14 protein-coding genes and 1 pseudogene are annotated in these 14,784 nt (G+C 69.4%); 8 read left to right on the top strand and 7 right to left on the bottom strand.

The features are described from left to right. Positions 1 to 76, top strand: a pseudogene (locus A5705_RS28730) (hypothetical protein); the annotation flags it as partial. A 229-nt stretch (positions 77 to 305) separates the two neighbouring features. Here the strand turns inward: A5705_RS28730 and A5705_RS21550 are convergent. Both A5705_RS21550 and A5705_RS21545 read right to left on the bottom strand, forming a co-directional pair. Beyond that, positions 306 to 1,712, bottom strand: coding sequence for a cystathionine beta-synthase (locus A5705_RS21550; RefSeq protein ID WP_067876952.1), 1,407 nt, complete (start codon positions 1,710 to 1,712; stop codon positions 306 to 308). Between the two features lie 163 nt (positions 1,713 to 1,875). Continuing rightward, positions 1,876 to 2,943, bottom strand: coding sequence for an alpha/beta hydrolase (locus A5705_RS21545; protein ID WP_068279898.1), 1,068 nt, complete (start codon positions 2,941 to 2,943; stop codon positions 1,876 to 1,878). Between the two features lie 245 nt (positions 2,944 to 3,188). On the opposite strand from A5705_RS21545, the gene A5705_RS21540 reads away from it, so the two are divergent. Continuing rightward, positions 3,189 to 4,154, top strand: a complete 966-nt coding sequence (locus A5705_RS21540) for an SGNH/GDSL hydrolase family protein (protein WP_156763184.1) — start codon at positions 3,189 to 3,191, stop codon at positions 4,152 to 4,154. A 71-nt stretch (positions 4,155 to 4,225) separates the two neighbouring features. Further along, on the top strand, positions 4,226 to 5,443 hold the full coding sequence (locus A5705_RS21535; protein WP_068279893.1) for an acetyl-CoA C-acetyltransferase: 1,218 nt from the start codon (positions 4,226 to 4,228) through the stop codon (positions 5,441 to 5,443). A 144-nt stretch (positions 5,444 to 5,587) separates the two neighbouring features. On the opposite strand, the gene A5705_RS21530 is transcribed toward A5705_RS21535, so the two are convergent. Continuing rightward, entirely contained in the window at positions 5,588 to 6,424 is an 837-nt protein-coding gene (locus A5705_RS21530) for a Bax inhibitor-1/YccA family protein (protein ID WP_067876959.1), read from the bottom strand. A gap of 255 nt (positions 6,425 to 6,679) precedes the next feature. On the opposite strand from A5705_RS21530, the gene A5705_RS21525 reads away from it, so the two are divergent. From A5705_RS21525 to A5705_RS21515, 3 genes are read left to right on the top strand one after another with little or no spacing between them, the layout of a single operon-like run. Further along, a complete protein-coding gene (locus tag A5705_RS21525; RefSeq protein ID WP_068279890.1) occupies positions 6,680 to 7,726 on the top strand; it encodes an enoyl-CoA hydratase/isomerase family protein in 1,047 nt (348 codons plus the stop codon). 13 nt (positions 7,727 to 7,739) lie between these two features. Next, positions 7,740 to 8,519: an enoyl-CoA hydratase gene (locus tag A5705_RS21520; protein WP_068279887.1), complete on the top strand. Its 780-nt coding sequence runs from the start codon at positions 7,740 to 7,742 to the stop codon at positions 8,517 to 8,519. A gap of 9 nt (positions 8,520 to 8,528) precedes the next feature. Next, positions 8,529 to 10,283, top strand: coding sequence for an alpha/beta-hydrolase family protein (locus tag A5705_RS21515; RefSeq protein WP_067876967.1), 1,755 nt, complete (start codon positions 8,529 to 8,531; stop codon positions 10,281 to 10,283). On the opposite strand, the gene A5705_RS21510 is transcribed toward A5705_RS21515, so the two are convergent. Both A5705_RS21510 and A5705_RS21505 read right to left on the bottom strand, forming a co-directional pair. Further along, positions 10,284 to 10,721, bottom strand: a complete 438-nt coding sequence (locus A5705_RS21510) for a rhodanese-like domain-containing protein (protein ID WP_067876970.1) — start codon at positions 10,719 to 10,721, stop codon at positions 10,284 to 10,286. It abuts the gene before it with no gap. Further along, entirely contained in the window at positions 10,721 to 11,287 is a 567-nt protein-coding gene (locus A5705_RS21505; RefSeq protein WP_068279883.1) for a cysteine dioxygenase family protein, read from the bottom strand. Before A5705_RS21505 ends, A5705_RS21510 begins: the two co-directional genes overlap by 1 nt. Before the next feature lie 111 nt (positions 11,288 to 11,398). On the opposite strand from A5705_RS21505, the gene A5705_RS21500 reads away from it, so the two are divergent. Continuing rightward, complete coding sequence (locus A5705_RS21500; RefSeq protein WP_067876974.1) at positions 11,399 to 11,842, top strand: lipoprotein LpqV; 444 nt, start codon at positions 11,399 to 11,401, stop codon at positions 11,840 to 11,842. 87 nt (positions 11,843 to 11,929) lie between these two features. Beyond that, positions 11,930 to 12,955 carry a patatin-like phospholipase family protein gene (locus A5705_RS21495; protein WP_156763183.1) on the top strand — a complete coding sequence of 342 codons (1,026 nt, stop codon included), beginning with the start codon at positions 11,930 to 11,932 and terminating at the stop codon, positions 12,953 to 12,955. Positions 12,956 to 12,965: 10 nt separating this feature from the next. On the opposite strand, the gene A5705_RS21490 is transcribed toward A5705_RS21495, so the two are convergent. Continuing rightward, complete coding sequence (locus A5705_RS21490) at positions 12,966 to 13,835, bottom strand: patatin-like phospholipase family protein (protein ID WP_068279877.1); 870 nt, start codon at positions 13,833 to 13,835, stop codon at positions 12,966 to 12,968. Beyond that, positions 13,832 to 14,701, bottom strand: a complete 870-nt coding sequence (locus A5705_RS21485; RefSeq protein WP_068279872.1) for a class II glutamine amidotransferase — start codon at positions 14,699 to 14,701, stop codon at positions 13,832 to 13,834. Before A5705_RS21485 ends, A5705_RS21490 begins: the two co-directional genes overlap by 4 nt. Between the last annotated feature and the right edge of the window lie 83 nt (positions 14,702 to 14,784).

Raw genomic sequence — 14,784 nt, 5'->3', positions numbered from 1 at the left:
CCGGGTGCTGGGGAGCATGACGATGGTGACGCTGGGGCGCTGGTCGTACGGCCTGTTCATCTGGCACCTGGCGGCGCGTAGCCGCCGAACGACGGGGGCGGCGGCGGGTAGGACCCCCCGCCCGGTGGCGCGGGTGGCGGGCCGCCGGGCCCGGGGGGTGGCTGGTAAGACTCGCCGGACGACGGTTGATCGGTCATGGGCAACCCTCCACTGAGTTAGCTGAACCAGGCCGCATTACAGTACCTGAGGGCCGCGCCCGCGAAGAGGTTTAAGGCGAGATTTGCACGCCCGCGACCCGCGCCCGGCTAACGCCGACCCGACGCTGCCCGCGGCCCCTCCGACAGGAAGCCCAACAGGTCGTACCGGGTGATGACCCCGACCGGTTTCCCCTCCTCCACCACCATCAGCGCGTCCCAGTCGCGCAACGCCTTGCCGGCCGCGCCGACCAACTCGCCGGCGCCGATCATCGGCAACGGCGGGCTCATGTGCTGCGAGACGGCGTCGGCCAGCTTCGCCCGTCCCTCGAAGACGGCCGACAGCAGCTCGCGCTCGGACACGCTGCCGGCCACCTCGCCGGCCATCACCGGCGGCTCGGCGCCGACCACCGGCATCTGCGACACGCCGTACTCGCGCAGGATGCCGATGGCGTCGCGCACCGTCTCGGACGGATGGGTGTGCACCAGGTCGGGCAGTGCACCCGATTTGCGGCGCAGCACGTCGCCGACGGTGAACTCCTCGGTCGACCCGTCGAGTCGGCTGCGCAGAAACCCGTACGACGACATCCACGCGTCGTTGAAGATCTTGGACAGGTAGCCGCGCCCGCCGTCAGGCAACAGGACCACCACCAGTGCGTCGGGTCCGGCTTCCTCCGCGACCCTGAGCGCTGCAACCACGGCCATCCCGCATGACCCGCCGACGAGCATCGCCTCCTCGCGGGCCAGCCGCCGCGTCATGTTGAACGAGTCGGAGTCCGAGACCGCGATGATCTGATCGGGCACGGTGCGGTCGTAGGCCTTCGGCCAGAAGTCTTCGCCGACGCCCTCGACCAGGTAAGGCCGACCGGTGCCGCCGGAGTACACCGAGCCTTCGGGGTCGGCGCCGATGATGCGCACCCGGCCGCCGGACACCTCCTTGAGGTAGCGGCCGGCTCCGGTGATCGTGCCGCCGGTGCCGATGCCGGCCACGAAATGTGTCACCTTGCCGTCGGTGTCGGCCCAGATCTCCGGCCCGGTGGTGGCGTAGTGGCTGGCCGGGCCCTCCGGGTTGGCGTACTGGTCGGGCTTCCAGGCGCCGTCGATCTCGGTGACGAGCCGGTCGGAGACGCTGTAGTAGCTGTCCGGGTGGTCGGGCGGCACCGCCGTCGGGCACACCACGACCTCCGCGCCGTAGGCGAGCAGCACGTTGCGCTTGTCCTCGCTGACCTTGTCGGGGCAGACGAACACGCACTTGTAGCCGCGGTGCTGGGCGACCAGCGCCAGGCCGACGCCGGTGTTGCCCGAGGTCGGTTCGACGATGGTGCCGCCCGGCTTGAGCTGCCCGCTGGCCTCGGCGGCGTCGATCATCTTCACCGCGATCCGGTCCTTCGAGCTGCCCCCGGGGTTGAGGTATTCGACCTTGGCCGCCACGGTGCCGGCGCCGTCGGGGACGACGGAGTTCAGCCGAACCAGCGGCGTTCCACCGATGAGGTCACTGATGTGCTGCGCGATCCGCATGCGTTCATCGTGTCAGGCGGATTCGGGCGGCGCACACTCGCTGGGTCCGATGGCGCGACTCCTTACTCGCGTTACTCGCGCCGTGCCGGCACTCGCCGTCGTCGCGCTGGGTCCGATGGCGCGACTCCTTACTCGCGCCGTGCCGGCACTCGCCGTCGTCGCGCTAGCCGGTGGCTTCGCGGATGTATTCGCCGATCTGGCGCAGCGACCGGATCGCCTCGGGAACCAGCGGCGCGGCCAGCTGGAAGTCGTGCACCTGGCCGGGCCAGACCCGCACCTCGGCAGGCACGCCGACCGCCGCCAGCCGGGTGGCCGCCAACTGCGCGTCGTGCAGCAGCACCTCGGACCCGGAAACGTGGATCAGCGTCCGGGGCAGGCCCGGCTTGATGTGCTCCAGCGGCTCGTAGATCTCTTCGGGTTTGCCGTCGACGATGTTCTTCCGGGCGGCGCTAGCAACCAACTCGACGAGCGCGCCGAACGCGTTGGCAGGAAACATCGCGTCGCGATTGATGTTGGGATGGGCCTGCTTGCATTCCTTTGCTAGCTGCAGCAGTGGCGAGATCGCCACCAGCGCCGCGGGCTCCTCGCCCTCTTCCTGCAGACGCTGCGCCAGGGCCAGCGCGAGGTACCCGCCCGCGGAGTCACCGGCCAGCACGATCTGGTCCGGCGGGTAGCCGCGCTCGCGCAACCACCGGTAGGCGTCGTGGCAGTCGTTGAGCGCCATGCCCACCGAATGCTTGGGCAACAGCCGGTAGTTCACCACCAGTACGGGCGAGTCAGCAAACTCCGACAGGGCCTCCACAAGGCGGCCGTGGGAGTTTGCTCCACAGGTCAAAAACGCGCCGCCGTGCAGGTACACCACGACCCGGCGGGTGCCGTCGGCGGGCAGCACCCCGGGCGCGCGCACGAGCTGCGCCGAAGCATTGGGCAAGTTCACGGTCTCGCGGACGGTCGCGGACACCGGGAGCAGGACGCGGGCCGCGACGTCGATCAGCCCCCACGGCCAGGGCCAGTTGGGGGCGTGGCTGCCGACGGCCAGAACGGGTCGGATGGTCAGGCGGGAGGCGAGGTTAGCCACCCGCGCAGCAACGCTGGGCCCGGACTCGAGTACCTCGACCGGCGCGCCGTCGCTGATGGCAAATCTGCGTGCCTCAACTCTACGTCGCTTCAGGACCTCGTGTGGCCGAACGGCATTCCGGGGCGAACCGGATACCTTGCTGGGTGCGGTCATGCTCAACACTTCCTACGCCGTTGTAGTGCGATACAGCATGTGACGAGGCAGCTAACCGTCTGGTTCAGCACGGCTCCCCAGGGCGTTCAGCCAACCCCTAAAAAGTAGCTTGACAGGCGTTACCGGGTAGAACGTTTGAAGAATCTGATTCGATACCACATTTGATTCACAACGTGACCGCATTGTTCATAAGCCGCCCGCGCAAACCCCGGAGCGGATCTAAACTTGATTTCGTGACCATCCGGGTGCCGCGCCGTTCGACGATCGCCCTGGCCACAGCCGGTGCGCTCGCCTCGACGGGTACCGCCTATCTGGGCGCACGCAACCTGCTCGTCGGCCAGGCGGCGCACACGCGCACCGTCATCCCCAAGGCCTGGGACATCCCGCCGCGGGCGGACGGCGTGTACAGCACCGGTGGCGGGCCCGTGCAGCGCTGGCGGCGCGGCATGCCCGTCGACGTCCACCTGATGATCTTCGGCGACTCCACGGCCACCGGGTACGGCTGCACCAGCCCCGAGGAAGTGCCCGGGGTGCTGATCGCCCGCGGACTCGCCGAACGGACCGGCAAGCCCGTGCGGCTGAGCACCAAGGCCATCGTCGGCGCGACGTCCAAGGGTGTCGCCGGTCAGGTCGACGCGATGTTCGTGGCCGGGCCGCCGCCGGACGTGGCCGTGATGATGCTGGGGGCCAACGACGTCACGGCGCTCAACGGCATCAGCCAGTCGGCGCAGCGGCTGGCGCTGACCGTCCGCAAGTTGCGCTCCCGCGGCGCGGTCGTCATCGTGGGCACCTGCCCGGACCTGGGCGTCGTCAGCGCCATCCCCCAACCGCTTCGCTCGCTGGCTCACGCGCGCACATCGCAGCTCGCCCGCGCCCAGACGGCGGCCGTCCGCGGCGCCGGCGGCGTGCCGGTGCCGATGGCGCAGCTGCTCGCGAGCCAATTCCGGACCCAGCGCGAGCTGATGTTCTCCGCCGACGGGTTCCACCCCTCCCCAACCGCTTACGCGCTGGCCGCCGAGGCGCTGCTGCTCGCGGTGTGCGACGCCCTGGGCGTCGAAGCGGAGGACTTGACGCCCGACGTTCTGGCCCCGGGGGCCGCGCCGGTGCTCGGCGCGGCCCACACCCGGCTGAGCGTGATGTCGCGGCTGTGGCGGCGGCCGGTATCGGGCTTGGCCGCCCCGTCTGCGTCGGAGCCGGTGGCCACCGACTAGATTTGGTCTGGCCCGTCGGGTGAACGCACACCCGCACATGGAGCGATCCGCAGCCGCCGGAAGGAACAGCCATGCCCGAAGCCGTCATCGTCTCAGCCGTCCGCTCGCCGATCGGCCGGGCCATGAAGGGGTCGCTGGTCAGCATGCGACCCGATGACCTTGCCACCCAGATGGTTCGGGCCGCGCTCGACAAGGTCCCCGCACTGAACCCCCACCAGATCGACGACCTGATCCTGGGTTGTGGCCTGCCGGGCGGCGAGTCGGGCTTCAACATGGCCCGCGTCGTCGCCGTCGAACTCGGCTATGACTTCCTGCCCGGCACCACCGTCAACCGGTACTGCTCGTCGTCACTGCAGACCACGCGGATGGCGTTCCACGCGATCAAGGCGGGCGAGGGCGACGCCTTCATCTCCGCGGGCGTCGAGACCGTCTCGCGGTTCGGCAAGGGCAACTCCGACTCGTGGCCCGACACCAAGAACCCGCTGTTCGACGAGGCTCAGGAGCGTTCGGCGGCGGCCGCCGCGGGCGGCGACGAGTGGCACGATCCCCGCGCGGACGGGAACCTGCCCGACGTGTACATCGCGATGGGCCAGACCGCCGAGAACGTCGCCATCATGACCGGCATCAGCCGCGAGGACCAGGACCGCTGGGGGGTGCGCAGCCAGAACCGGGCCGAGGAGGCGATCAAGAGCGGGTTCTTCGAGCGCGAGATCACCCCGGTGACCCTGCCTGACGGCACCACCGTCAGCACCGACGACGGCCCCCGCGCCGGCACCACCTACGAGAAGGTCGCCGAGCTCAAGCCGGTGTTCCGGCCCAACGGCACCGTCACCGCGGGCAACGCCTGCCCCCTCAACGACGGCGCGGCCGCGCTGGTGATCACCAGCGACACCAAGGCCAAAGAGCTCGGCCTGACGCCGCTGGCCCGCATCGTGTCCACCGGAGTCAGCGGCCTCTCGCCGGAAATCATGGGGCTGGGCCCGATCGAGGCGTCCAAGAAGGCGCTGGCCCGGGCCGGCATGTCGATCGGCGACATCGACCTGTACGAGATCAACGAGGCGTTCGCGGTGCAGGTGCTGGGCTCCTCGCGCGAGCTCGGCATGGACGAGGACAAGCTGAACGTGTCGGGCGGGGCGATCGCGCTGGGGCACCCCTTCGGCATGACCGGCGCGCGCATCGCCACCACGCTGCTCAACAACCTGCAGACGCACGACAAGACCCTTGGCCTGGAGACCATGTGCGTCGGCGGCGGCCAGGGCATGGCGATGGTGATCGAGCGGCTGAGCTGACCGCGGCCGAGATCACCGCGAGCAGTCGCAAAAGCCCCGCGACACGCCGTCGGGGAGGGGCTTTTGTGTCTGCTCGGCGCCCAAGCGGCGCGACGCACGAAAAAGGGCCGGCACCGCGGTGCCGGCCCTTTTTCGTCGAGCGAGCTAATCGTTCTGTAGGTAGCTGAGCAGACGCAGGATCTCGAGGTACAGCCAGACCAGCGTCACGGTCAGGCCCAGCGCGATGCCCCAGGCCGCCTTCTCCGGCGCCCCCGCCCGCACCATCTGGTCGGCCGCGTCGAAGTCGATCAGGAAGCTGAACGCGGCGATGGCGATGCACACCAGCGAGAAGATGATCGCGACCGTTCCGCCGCTGCGCAGGCCCAGGCCGGTGCCGCCGTTGACGTGGAACATCGCCAGCACGAAGTTGCCGAGCATCAGGGCCAGCACACCGAACAGGGCGGCGACCACCATGCGAGTGAACTTGGGCGTGACGCGGATGGCGCCGGTCTTGTAGACGACGAGCATCCCGAAGAACACGCCGAAGGTGCCCAGCACGGCCTCGCCGATCAGCGCGCCCGCATTGGCGCTCGAGACCTGGAAGTTGGCGAAGACGAAGGAGATCGCGCCGAGGAACAGGCCCTCGAGCACGGCATAGCTGAGCACGATCGCGGGGCTGTCCTGCTTGCGGCCGAAGGTCGCGATGAGCACCAGACCCAGGCCGCCGAGCGCGCCGATGAGGGTCAGCGGCATCGCCAGCGCGAGGTTAGAGGCCACCAGGAAGTAGGACACGACGGCCGCGGCGGTCAGCACGGCCAGCGTCATGCCGGTCTTGGTGACCACGTCGTCGATGGTCAGCGGACGGGAAGCTTTGGTCTCCTGATAGGGAGCCATGTAGGGGTCGGTCTGGTAGTAGCCTGGGGCCGCTCCAGTGCCGAATTGCGCGTATCCGCCCCGCTGCTTGGGCAGCGAGCGAAATACCGGGTTACTTGTCTCCCGCACCGTCGGATCCTCTCTATGGGACTGTGGGTTCGAGCTGTGCGAACAACTGCTCAACGACCAGCGGGCCGTCCGGGTTCCCGGCGGACCTGCTGTTTTCTGAGGGTTTCCAGGCTTTTGTCGGCTCTTTCCGGCCTCGTAACGAACTCTGCGGTGGTTGTCGTCCGGTCAAACATAAACCTTACCCGCGGGCATTGCTCGAGTCGTGACGATCTAGATTGCTGGTCGAGACCGGGCGGCGACTGGGAGGCTGGCGCATTGAGTGAGGAAGCTGAGGAATCCGATGATGTCCTGACCCGCGTCGAAAGCGGTGTCGGGCTGGTCACGCTCAACCGCCCCAAGGCCATCAACTCGCTGAACCGGAACATGGTGGACGCGTTGACCGCCGTGCTCACCCGCTGGGAAGCCGACGACGCGGTGCGCGCGGTGGTGCTGGCGGGCGCCGGGGAGCGCGGCCTGTGTGCGGGCGGCGACTTGGTGCCGCTCTACCACAGCATGCGCACGGACGGGGCCGAGGCGCGCCGATTCTGGCGGGACGAGTATCTGCTCAACGGGCAGATCGGCAGGTTCGCCAAGCCGTACGTGGCGCTGATGGATGGCATCGTGATGGGCGGCGGCGTCGGCGTCAGCGCACACGGGAAGGTGCGGGTGGTGACCGAAACCTCGAAGGTCGCCATGCCCGAGGTCGGCATCGGCTTCATCCCCGACGTCGGCCAGATGTACTTGCTGTCGCGGGCGCCCGGCGCCCTGGGTATGCACGCCGCGCTGACCGGGACGCCGTTCACCGGCGCCGATGCCATCGCGCTGGGTTTCGCCGACCACTACGTGCCGCACAGCGAACTCGACGCGTTCACCCGGGCGACCGTCGCCGACGGTGTCGAAAGCGCGCTGTCCCGGTACGCGATTGAGCCTCCGCCGAGTGAGCTTGTCGCACAACGGGAGTGGATCGACGAGTGCTATGCGAGGGATAGCGTGGTGGATATCATCGCCGCGCTTCGGGGGCATGACGCGGGACCGGCCAATGACGCCGCTAACGTGATCGCGACCCGCTCCCCCATCGCGGTGTCGGTGGCTTTCGAGGGCCTGCGCCGCGCGGCCAAGATGGAAACGCTGGAAGACGTTCTGACCCAGGACTATCGGATGTCGTCGGCGGCGTCGCGTGCGCACGACTTCGTGGAGGGCATCCGCGCGCAGATCATCGACAAAGATCGCAATCCGAAGTGGTCGCCGGCCACGCTGGCCGAAATCACCGAGGCCGACGTCGAGGCGTATTTCGCGCCGGTCGACGACGACCTGAGTTTCTAGAAAGGCGGTTGGGGTGACCGATAATTACGAGACCATCATCGTCGAGCGCGACCAGCGGGTCGGGATTATCACGCTGAACCGGCCGCAGGCGCTCAACGCGCTCAACAGCCAGGTGATGCGCGAAGTCACCGGCGCGGCAACCGAACTGGACAACGATCCGGACATCGGGGCGATCATCATCACCGGTTCGGCCAAGGCGTTCGCGGCGGGCGCCGACATCAAGGAGATGGCGGCCCTGACGTTCGCCGACGCGTTCGACGCCGACTTCTTCGCCGCCTGGGGCAAACTCGCCGCCGTCCGCACGCCCACGATCGCCGCGGTGGCGGGTCACGCGCTGGGCGGCGGCTGCGAGCTCGCGATGATGTGCGACCTGCTGATCGCGGCCGACACCGCGAAGTTCGGCCAGCCGGAGATCAAACTCGGTGTGCTGCCCGGGATGGGCGGTTCGCAGCGGCTCACCCGCGCCATCGGCAAGGCCAAGGCCATGGACCTCATCCTGACCGGGCGCACCATCGACGCCGCGGAAGCCGAACGCAGCGGCCTGGTTTCGCGGGTCGTGCCGGCCGACGACCTGCTCACCGAGGCCAAGGCCGTCGCCACCACGATCTCGCAGATGGCGCGGTCGGCTTCGCGCATGGCCAAGGAAGCCGTCAACCGCGCCTTCGAGTCCACCCTGTCCGAAGGGCTGCTCTACGAACGCAGGCTGTTCCATTCGACGTTCGCGACCGAGGACCAGTCAGAGGGCATGGCGGCATTCATCGAGAAGCGGCCACCCAACTTCACCCACCGATAGGACGCTTCAATGAGCGAGCCGAGTCCCGCGACGACCGCCCCCGAGGACGAAGCCGGCCGCGAAGCCAAGCCGGCAGCCACACCGGAAACCGGCCGGCCTCGAGGATCACGCTCACGCGAGAAGCCTTGGTGGGTACGCCATTACACCTTCATGGGCACCACGGTCGGCGTGGTCTTCATCTGGTTCTCGATGACGCCGTCGCTGCTGCCGCGCGGCGCGCTGTTCCAGGGACTGGTCAGCGGCATCTCCGGCGCCATCGGCTACGGGTTCGGGGTCTTCGGCGTCTGGCTGGTGCGCTTCATGCGCACCAAGAATTACAGCCCGCCCGCGCCGCGCTGGGCGTGGATGGTGCTGATCCCGGTCGGCGCGGCCGGCATGGTGGTGATGGCAATCCGGTTCCACGTCTGGCAAGACCGCGTGCGCGACCTGATGGGCGTGCAGCACCTGAAGTGGTACGACTACCCGGTGGCCGCCGGCCTGTCGCTGGTCGTGCTGTTCGCCCTGGTCGAAGTCGGCCAGTTCCTCCGCTGGCTGGTCCGATTTCTGGTGGAGCAGCTGGATCGCGTTGCACCGTTTCGCCTTTCGGTGACCATCGTCATCGTCGGGCTGCTGGTGCTGACCATCACCCTGCTCAACGGCGTCGTGCTCAAGTTCGCCATGCGCACCATGAACGACACCTTCGCCTCGGCCAACAACGAGATGAGTCCCGATACCGCGGCGCCCAAAACGCCGCTGCGGTCCGGTGGCCCGCAATCGCTGGTGTCGTGGGAGTCGCTGGGCCATCAAGGCCGCATCTTCGTCGAAGCCGGTCCGACGGTTGCCCAGCTCACCGCCTTCAACGGGACTCCTGCCACCGAGCCGATTCGGGCCTACGCCGGGCTGAACTCCGCCGAAGACATGACGGCGACCGCGGACCTGGCGGCGCGTGAGCTGCAGCGCACCGGCGGACTGCAGCGCGCCGTCGTCGCGGTCGGCACCACCACCGGCACCGGATGGATCAACGAGGCAGAAGCCGACGCGCTCGAGTACATGTACAACGGCAACACCGCGATCGTGAGCATGCAGTACTCGTTCCTGCCGAGCTGGCTGTCGTTCCTGGTGGACAAGGAGAACGCCCGCCACGCCGGCCAGGCGCTGTTCGAGGCGGTCGACCGGCTCATCCGCCAGATGCCCGAGGGACAACGCCCCAAGCTCGTCGTGTTCGGCGAGAGCCTGGGATCGTTCGGCGGCGAGGCGCCGTTCATGAGCCTGAACAACGTGCTCGCGCGCACCGACGGCGCGCTGTTCAGCGGGCCGACGTTCCAAAACACCATCTGGACGGATCTGACCTCCACCCGCGACAGCGGTTCGCCGGAGTGGCTGCCGATCTACAACGACGGCAAGAACGTCCGATTCGTCTCCCGCGCAAGTGATCTGGAGCGTCCGAATGCCGCGTGGGACCATCCGCGGGTGGTGTACCTGCAGCACGCTTCCGACCCGATCGCCTGGTGGTCGCCCGACCTGTTGTTCGCCAAGCCGGACTGGCTGCGCGAGAAGCGGGGCTACGACGTGCTGCCCGAAACCTATTGGATCCCGGTGGTGACGTTCCTTCAGGTAACCGCGGACATGGCGGTGGCCGTCGACGTGCCGGCCGGACATGGTCACCACTATGTCGCCGATGCGGCCGACGGCTGGGCCGCCGTGCTGTCGCCCCCCGGTTGGACCGCCGAAAAGACCGCCAAGCTGCGGCCGCTGCTCCATTCAGACGCCACCTCCACCGGGTAGCTAGAGCCAGCGAACCATGCTGCCCGTGCGCGCCGGCACACCTGGGCCGGCGGACGTTCCGATCAATTCGTCGAGGACACCCGATCCGGCCAGCGCCTGGTAGCCGCCGATGACGTCCGTGGCGCGGTGCAGCCCGATGTCGAGCAGCGCGGCCGCCGCCAGGCTGGACGTGTAGCCCTCCGAGCAGACGATCACCCATTCGACGTCGTCGTCGACGGCCTGCGGCAGTTTGGCTTCGCTGGTCGGGTCGCAGCGCCACTCCAGGACATTGCGTTCGATCACCAGCGCGCCCGGCAGCTCACCTTCGCGGAAGCGCTGGGCCTGCGGCCGGATGTCGACCAGCACCGCCCCGCGCCGCAGCGCTTCAGGCACCTCGGTGGCGCGAAGGCGGCGCAACCGGCGCCGCGCCGATCTCAGGACAACGTCGATGCGGCTCATCACGATCCCTCCGGTTGGTCGGTCAGTTCGGTGCGCGCACGGCGCAGCCTGTTGCGGTCGGTGACCTCGTAGTACGACATGGCGGTCAGCGGCGGCGAGTAGGCGTGCACGCTCAGGGTCGGCTGCACGGCCGCGGGCGCCGTTTTCGTCGCCGGCTGCGGAACGGGCCTGGGTGCCCACACCACGTCGTGCACCCAGCCCAGCGGGAACCCGGCCTGATCACCGGCGTCCAACCGGCGCCGCCGCAAAACGCGCCCGTCCCAACGGAATTCGTTGAGCGACCCGGAAACCACGGTCAGCGCGCCCAGCGACCCGCCGTGGTCGTGCAACTCGGTGGCGTGACCGGGAACCCAGCTGATCAGCCACACGTCGAGTTCGTCGTCGCCGTCGATGCGGGTGAACCAGCGTTTTGACCCCGGCACCCCGCCCTTGGGCAGCAGGTGGTCGAAGCGCCCACTGAGCAGGTGGTCGGCGGCCTGGTCGGTGGCGTGCAGGAGGTCGGGCACCCGCAGGCGGGTGGGCCCCGACGCGGGCTTTGCGGGCAGGGAGGCAACGGAAACGGACATCGAGGAGCTCCAGGGTCAACGGGTCGGCAAGCGGCGGCGTGTTACGGCCGACAACACTCGCAAAATCCGAAGCGCTCCATCACGGCCGCCAGTGTTGCATAGATTGAGACGGTGCACTGTTGCGGCGATCGCCCCGGGCGGCGGCGCGCGGTTGTCGCCGTCGCGCTCATCCTGGCGGTCGCGGGCTGCTCGCACGGCGCACCCGGCGGCACGGCGACGTCCGCGTCGGCGCGCCCCTCGGACATCCCGCGCGGCCCCGCCTCGGCGCCGCCGGGCGCCATCGGGCTCACCCCGGGCGGGGTGACGACCAGGGTCGACGTCCCCGCGGATTCGACCGAGGAGGAGTATTTCCAGGCCTGTCACGCGGCCAAAGTCTGGATGGAGGCCCAGCCCAGGACCGGTGGGTCGCTGTTCGAGCCGTACCTGGCGATGGTCCAGGCTTCGCCATCGGGCACGGAGGGCACCTGGAGCGCCCGATGGTCGGACCTGACGCTCGCCCGGCAGGCCGCCGTGATCACCGCCGCACGGGCGGCGGCCAATGACGAATGCGGTTAGCGCGGGCCGCGCGCGCAATTGTGATCATGCATACAAAAAGTGCCCGCCCGGCGGTTGGCGGGGCCCCCGGCCGCGCAGAATGAACACATGCCGCGTCGCTCATCACCCACCCGGGTGGCGCTGGCGCTGGGCAGCGGCGGGGCCCGCGGCTACGCCCACATCGGCGTGATCGAGGCGCTGCGGGCGCGCGGCTACGAGATCGTCGGGATCGCCGGCTCCTCGATGGGCGCGATGGTCGGCGGGCTGCATGCGGCCGGGCGCCTCGACGAGTTCGCCGACTGGGCGAAGTCCCTCACCCAACGGACCATCCTGCGGCTGCTGGATCCGTCCATCAGCGCGGCGGGCGTGCTGCGGGCCGGGAAGATCCTGGACGCGGTGCGCGACATCCTCGGCCCGGTGTCCATCGAGGAACTGCCCATCCCCTACACGGCGGTCGCCACCGACCTGCTGGCGGGCAAGTCGGTGTGGTTTCAGCGCGGGCCCCTCGACGAGGCGATCCGCGCGTCCATCGCGATCCCGGGGGTGATCGCCCCACACGCGTTCGACGGACGCCTCCTGGCCGACGGCGGCATCCTCGACCCGCTGCCCATGGCGCCGATCGCCGCGGTGAACGCCGACCTGACCATCGCGGTCAGCCTCAGCGGCAGCGAGGCCGGCGGCGTGGCCGACCACCGCGACGCGGAACCGGGGGCCACCGTCGAGTGGTTGAGCCGCATGGTGCGCAGCACGTCGGCGCTGCTGGACACCGCGGCGGCGCGGTCCCTGCTGGACCGGCGGACCGCGCGAGCCGTGCTCGGCAGGTTCGGGTCCGACGACACGGAAGCCGACGACATCGGTCCCGACGACGTCGCCGAGCTTCCGGCGGTTCCCAAAGTGGGCGGTTTCGAGGTGATGAACCGCACCATCGACATCGCCCAATCCGCGCTGGCGCGCCACACGCTGGCGGCCTACCCGCCCGACCTGCTGATCGAGGTGCCGCGTTCGACGTGCCGGGCCCTGGAGTTCCACCGGGCGGTGGAAGTGATCGCCGCGGGCCGGGCGCTGGCCGACGCCGCCCTGGACGCGCTGCAAACCGAGCCGGAGCAGGCCGAGCGGCCCGCGCTCGAGGGCTGACCCGCGGGACTCAGGCGCCCAAAAACCGCGCCACGGCGTGCGCTTCGCGGCGGCCCTGTTCGCGCCCGGCCACGGCCGAATCGATGCGGCAGCGCGGATCCAGTGGATTGGGGCCGAAGGCCGTCAGCGAGTCGGCGTCGGCGAACACCGCGAACGCCGGGCCGGCGAACGCCGCGATCTCGGCGGCCGGCCCCGCACCGAACGCCGCCGGCGCGTCGGCGCCGGACGGCACCAGCACCACCGCCGCGTCGCAGTCGCTCGCCACCGCAAGGTTGACCGAGCTGGCCACCCCGCCGTCCATGTAGCGCCGGGCCCCTATCGTCACCGGCGGCCACGCGCCGGGCACCGCGCAGCTGGCCGCCACCGCGTCGACGAGCCCGACGCCGGAGTTCCGCTCGAACACCACCAGTTCGCCGGTGGCGACGTCGATCGCGGTGACCCGCAGCACCCGGTCCGGCCAGTCGTGTGACGGCAGGCGCTGGGCGATCACCCCGCGCCGGACGGCCTCGGGCACCGTCTTGGTGGCCACCGCCACGGCCCCGATCCGCCGCATCTGCTGCCGGGTCTTGTCCTGCGCCTCGTCGTACGGTCCGGCCAGGGCGGTCAAAAAGATTTCGGTGATGTCGTCGACGTCGACACCGGAATCGATCTCGCCCGACGACTCCGCGACTTGCCGGTTGTACAGGACCTGCAGCGGGCAGCCGCTGCCGATCTGCGCGGCGACGGCCGCGCCGGCCGACGTGCCCACCAGCACATCGGAATCCAGCAGCGCCCGCGCCGCTGCCGGCGACTCGTCGGCGATACCACGCAACACCCCTGTCTCCCAAGCGATTCCGGCTATACCGCCGCCGGCGAGCACCAGCGCGCGCCGGCTTGTCACGCGGACGTACCGGTGTGCTGCGCGCGCTGAACCGACTCGCTGAGATCCTCGCGACGGAGCTGATGGGTCGGCGGGTCGGGCAGCACCAACTCTGTGGTGACGCGCAACCCGGCGTCGACATGGACGAGCTCGCCGGGCGCGATCAGGCTCCAGCGTGGGTCCTCGTCCATCCGCTCGGTGGCGAACACCACCGACGACCGGGTACACAGCGGCTCGGACCACGCGCGAATTCGGTTGGTGTGCATATCGAAATCGGGCGCACCATCCAGTCGCCGGTCCAGGACATAGAGCTCATGGGCCTGCGGGTAACGCAGCGCCCACATGTCGGTGGCCGTGCTCAGCAAGACGTTGACCGCGTAGATCGGCACGTTTGCCGCCAGCCAGCGGCCGGCGTCGACCAGGCCGGCCGCCTCGTCGCCGTTGCGGGCGCGGATCGATCCGGTGATCAACGCGAATATCCGCTCGGAGTCGGTCTCGCCCAGGACCAGGTCCTCGGTGCCGAGCTCGCGCAGCCGTTCGTCGATGTCGTCCAGCCCCTCGATCACGCCGTTGTGGGCGAAGATCCGGCCATCCTGCAGAAAGGGGTGGGTGTTGCGCACCTCGCGTGCCCCGGTCGTCGCGTAGCGGACGTGCGCGACGAAGGTGGTGCCGGTCAGCTCGTGTGCCTCGGTGGCGAACTGGGTGTCGTGCCAGGCCGCGATCGGCTCCTTGTGCAGCTGCGGCCGGCCCCCGCGGTCGAACACCCCCAGGCCGGTCCCGTCGGGGTTCCGCCGGCTCTGTTCGGCCAGGCTGTCCGGGGCGTTGAGCAACCAAAAGGTCGCGGTGCAGACATCCGTCCCGGCGTGCAAGCCAAAAAGTCGGCACATGCTTCCGACGGTACCGAAGGCGATTCGGCGAGGTTTCGCGACACATAACCACTTGCGACGACACGCCGAAAGGCCTGGCAGCA

Origin of the sequence: Mycobacterium sp. E787 (assembly GCF_001668725.1) — a bacterium.
In the GTDB taxonomy this organism is placed as follows: Bacteria; Actinomycetota; Actinomycetes; order Mycobacteriales; family Mycobacteriaceae; genus Mycobacterium.
The sequence above is the reverse complement of the archived record's forward strand: the minus strand, read 5'-3'. Positions and strand labels throughout refer to the sequence as shown.

Coding starts and splice junctions, on each gene's coding strand:
- A5705_RS21550 (WP_067876952.1), bottom strand. CDS start 1,712: ATGCGGATCGCGCAGCACATCAGTGACCTCATCGGTGGAACGCCGCTG.
- A5705_RS21545 (WP_068279898.1), bottom strand. CDS start 2,943: ATGACCGCACCCAGCAAGGTATCCGGTTCGCCCCGGAATGCCGTTCGG.
- A5705_RS21535 (WP_068279893.1), top strand. CDS start 4,226: ATGCCCGAAGCCGTCATCGTCTCAGCCGTCCGCTCGCCGATCGGCCGG.
- A5705_RS21515 (WP_067876967.1), top strand. CDS start 8,529: ATGAGCGAGCCGAGTCCCGCGACGACCGCCCCCGAGGACGAAGCCGGC.
- A5705_RS21510 (WP_067876970.1), bottom strand. CDS start 10,721: ATGAGCCGCATCGACGTTGTCCTGAGATCGGCGCGGCGCCGGTTGCGC.
- A5705_RS21505 (WP_068279883.1), bottom strand. CDS start 11,287: ATGTCCGTTTCCGTTGCCTCCCTGCCCGCAAAGCCCGCGTCGGGGCCC.
- A5705_RS21495 (WP_156763183.1), top strand. CDS start 11,930: ATGCCGCGTCGCTCATCACCCACCCGGGTGGCGCTGGCGCTGGGCAGC.
- A5705_RS21485 (WP_068279872.1), bottom strand. CDS start 14,701: ATGTGCCGACTTTTTGGCTTGCACGCCGGGACGGATGTCTGCACCGCG.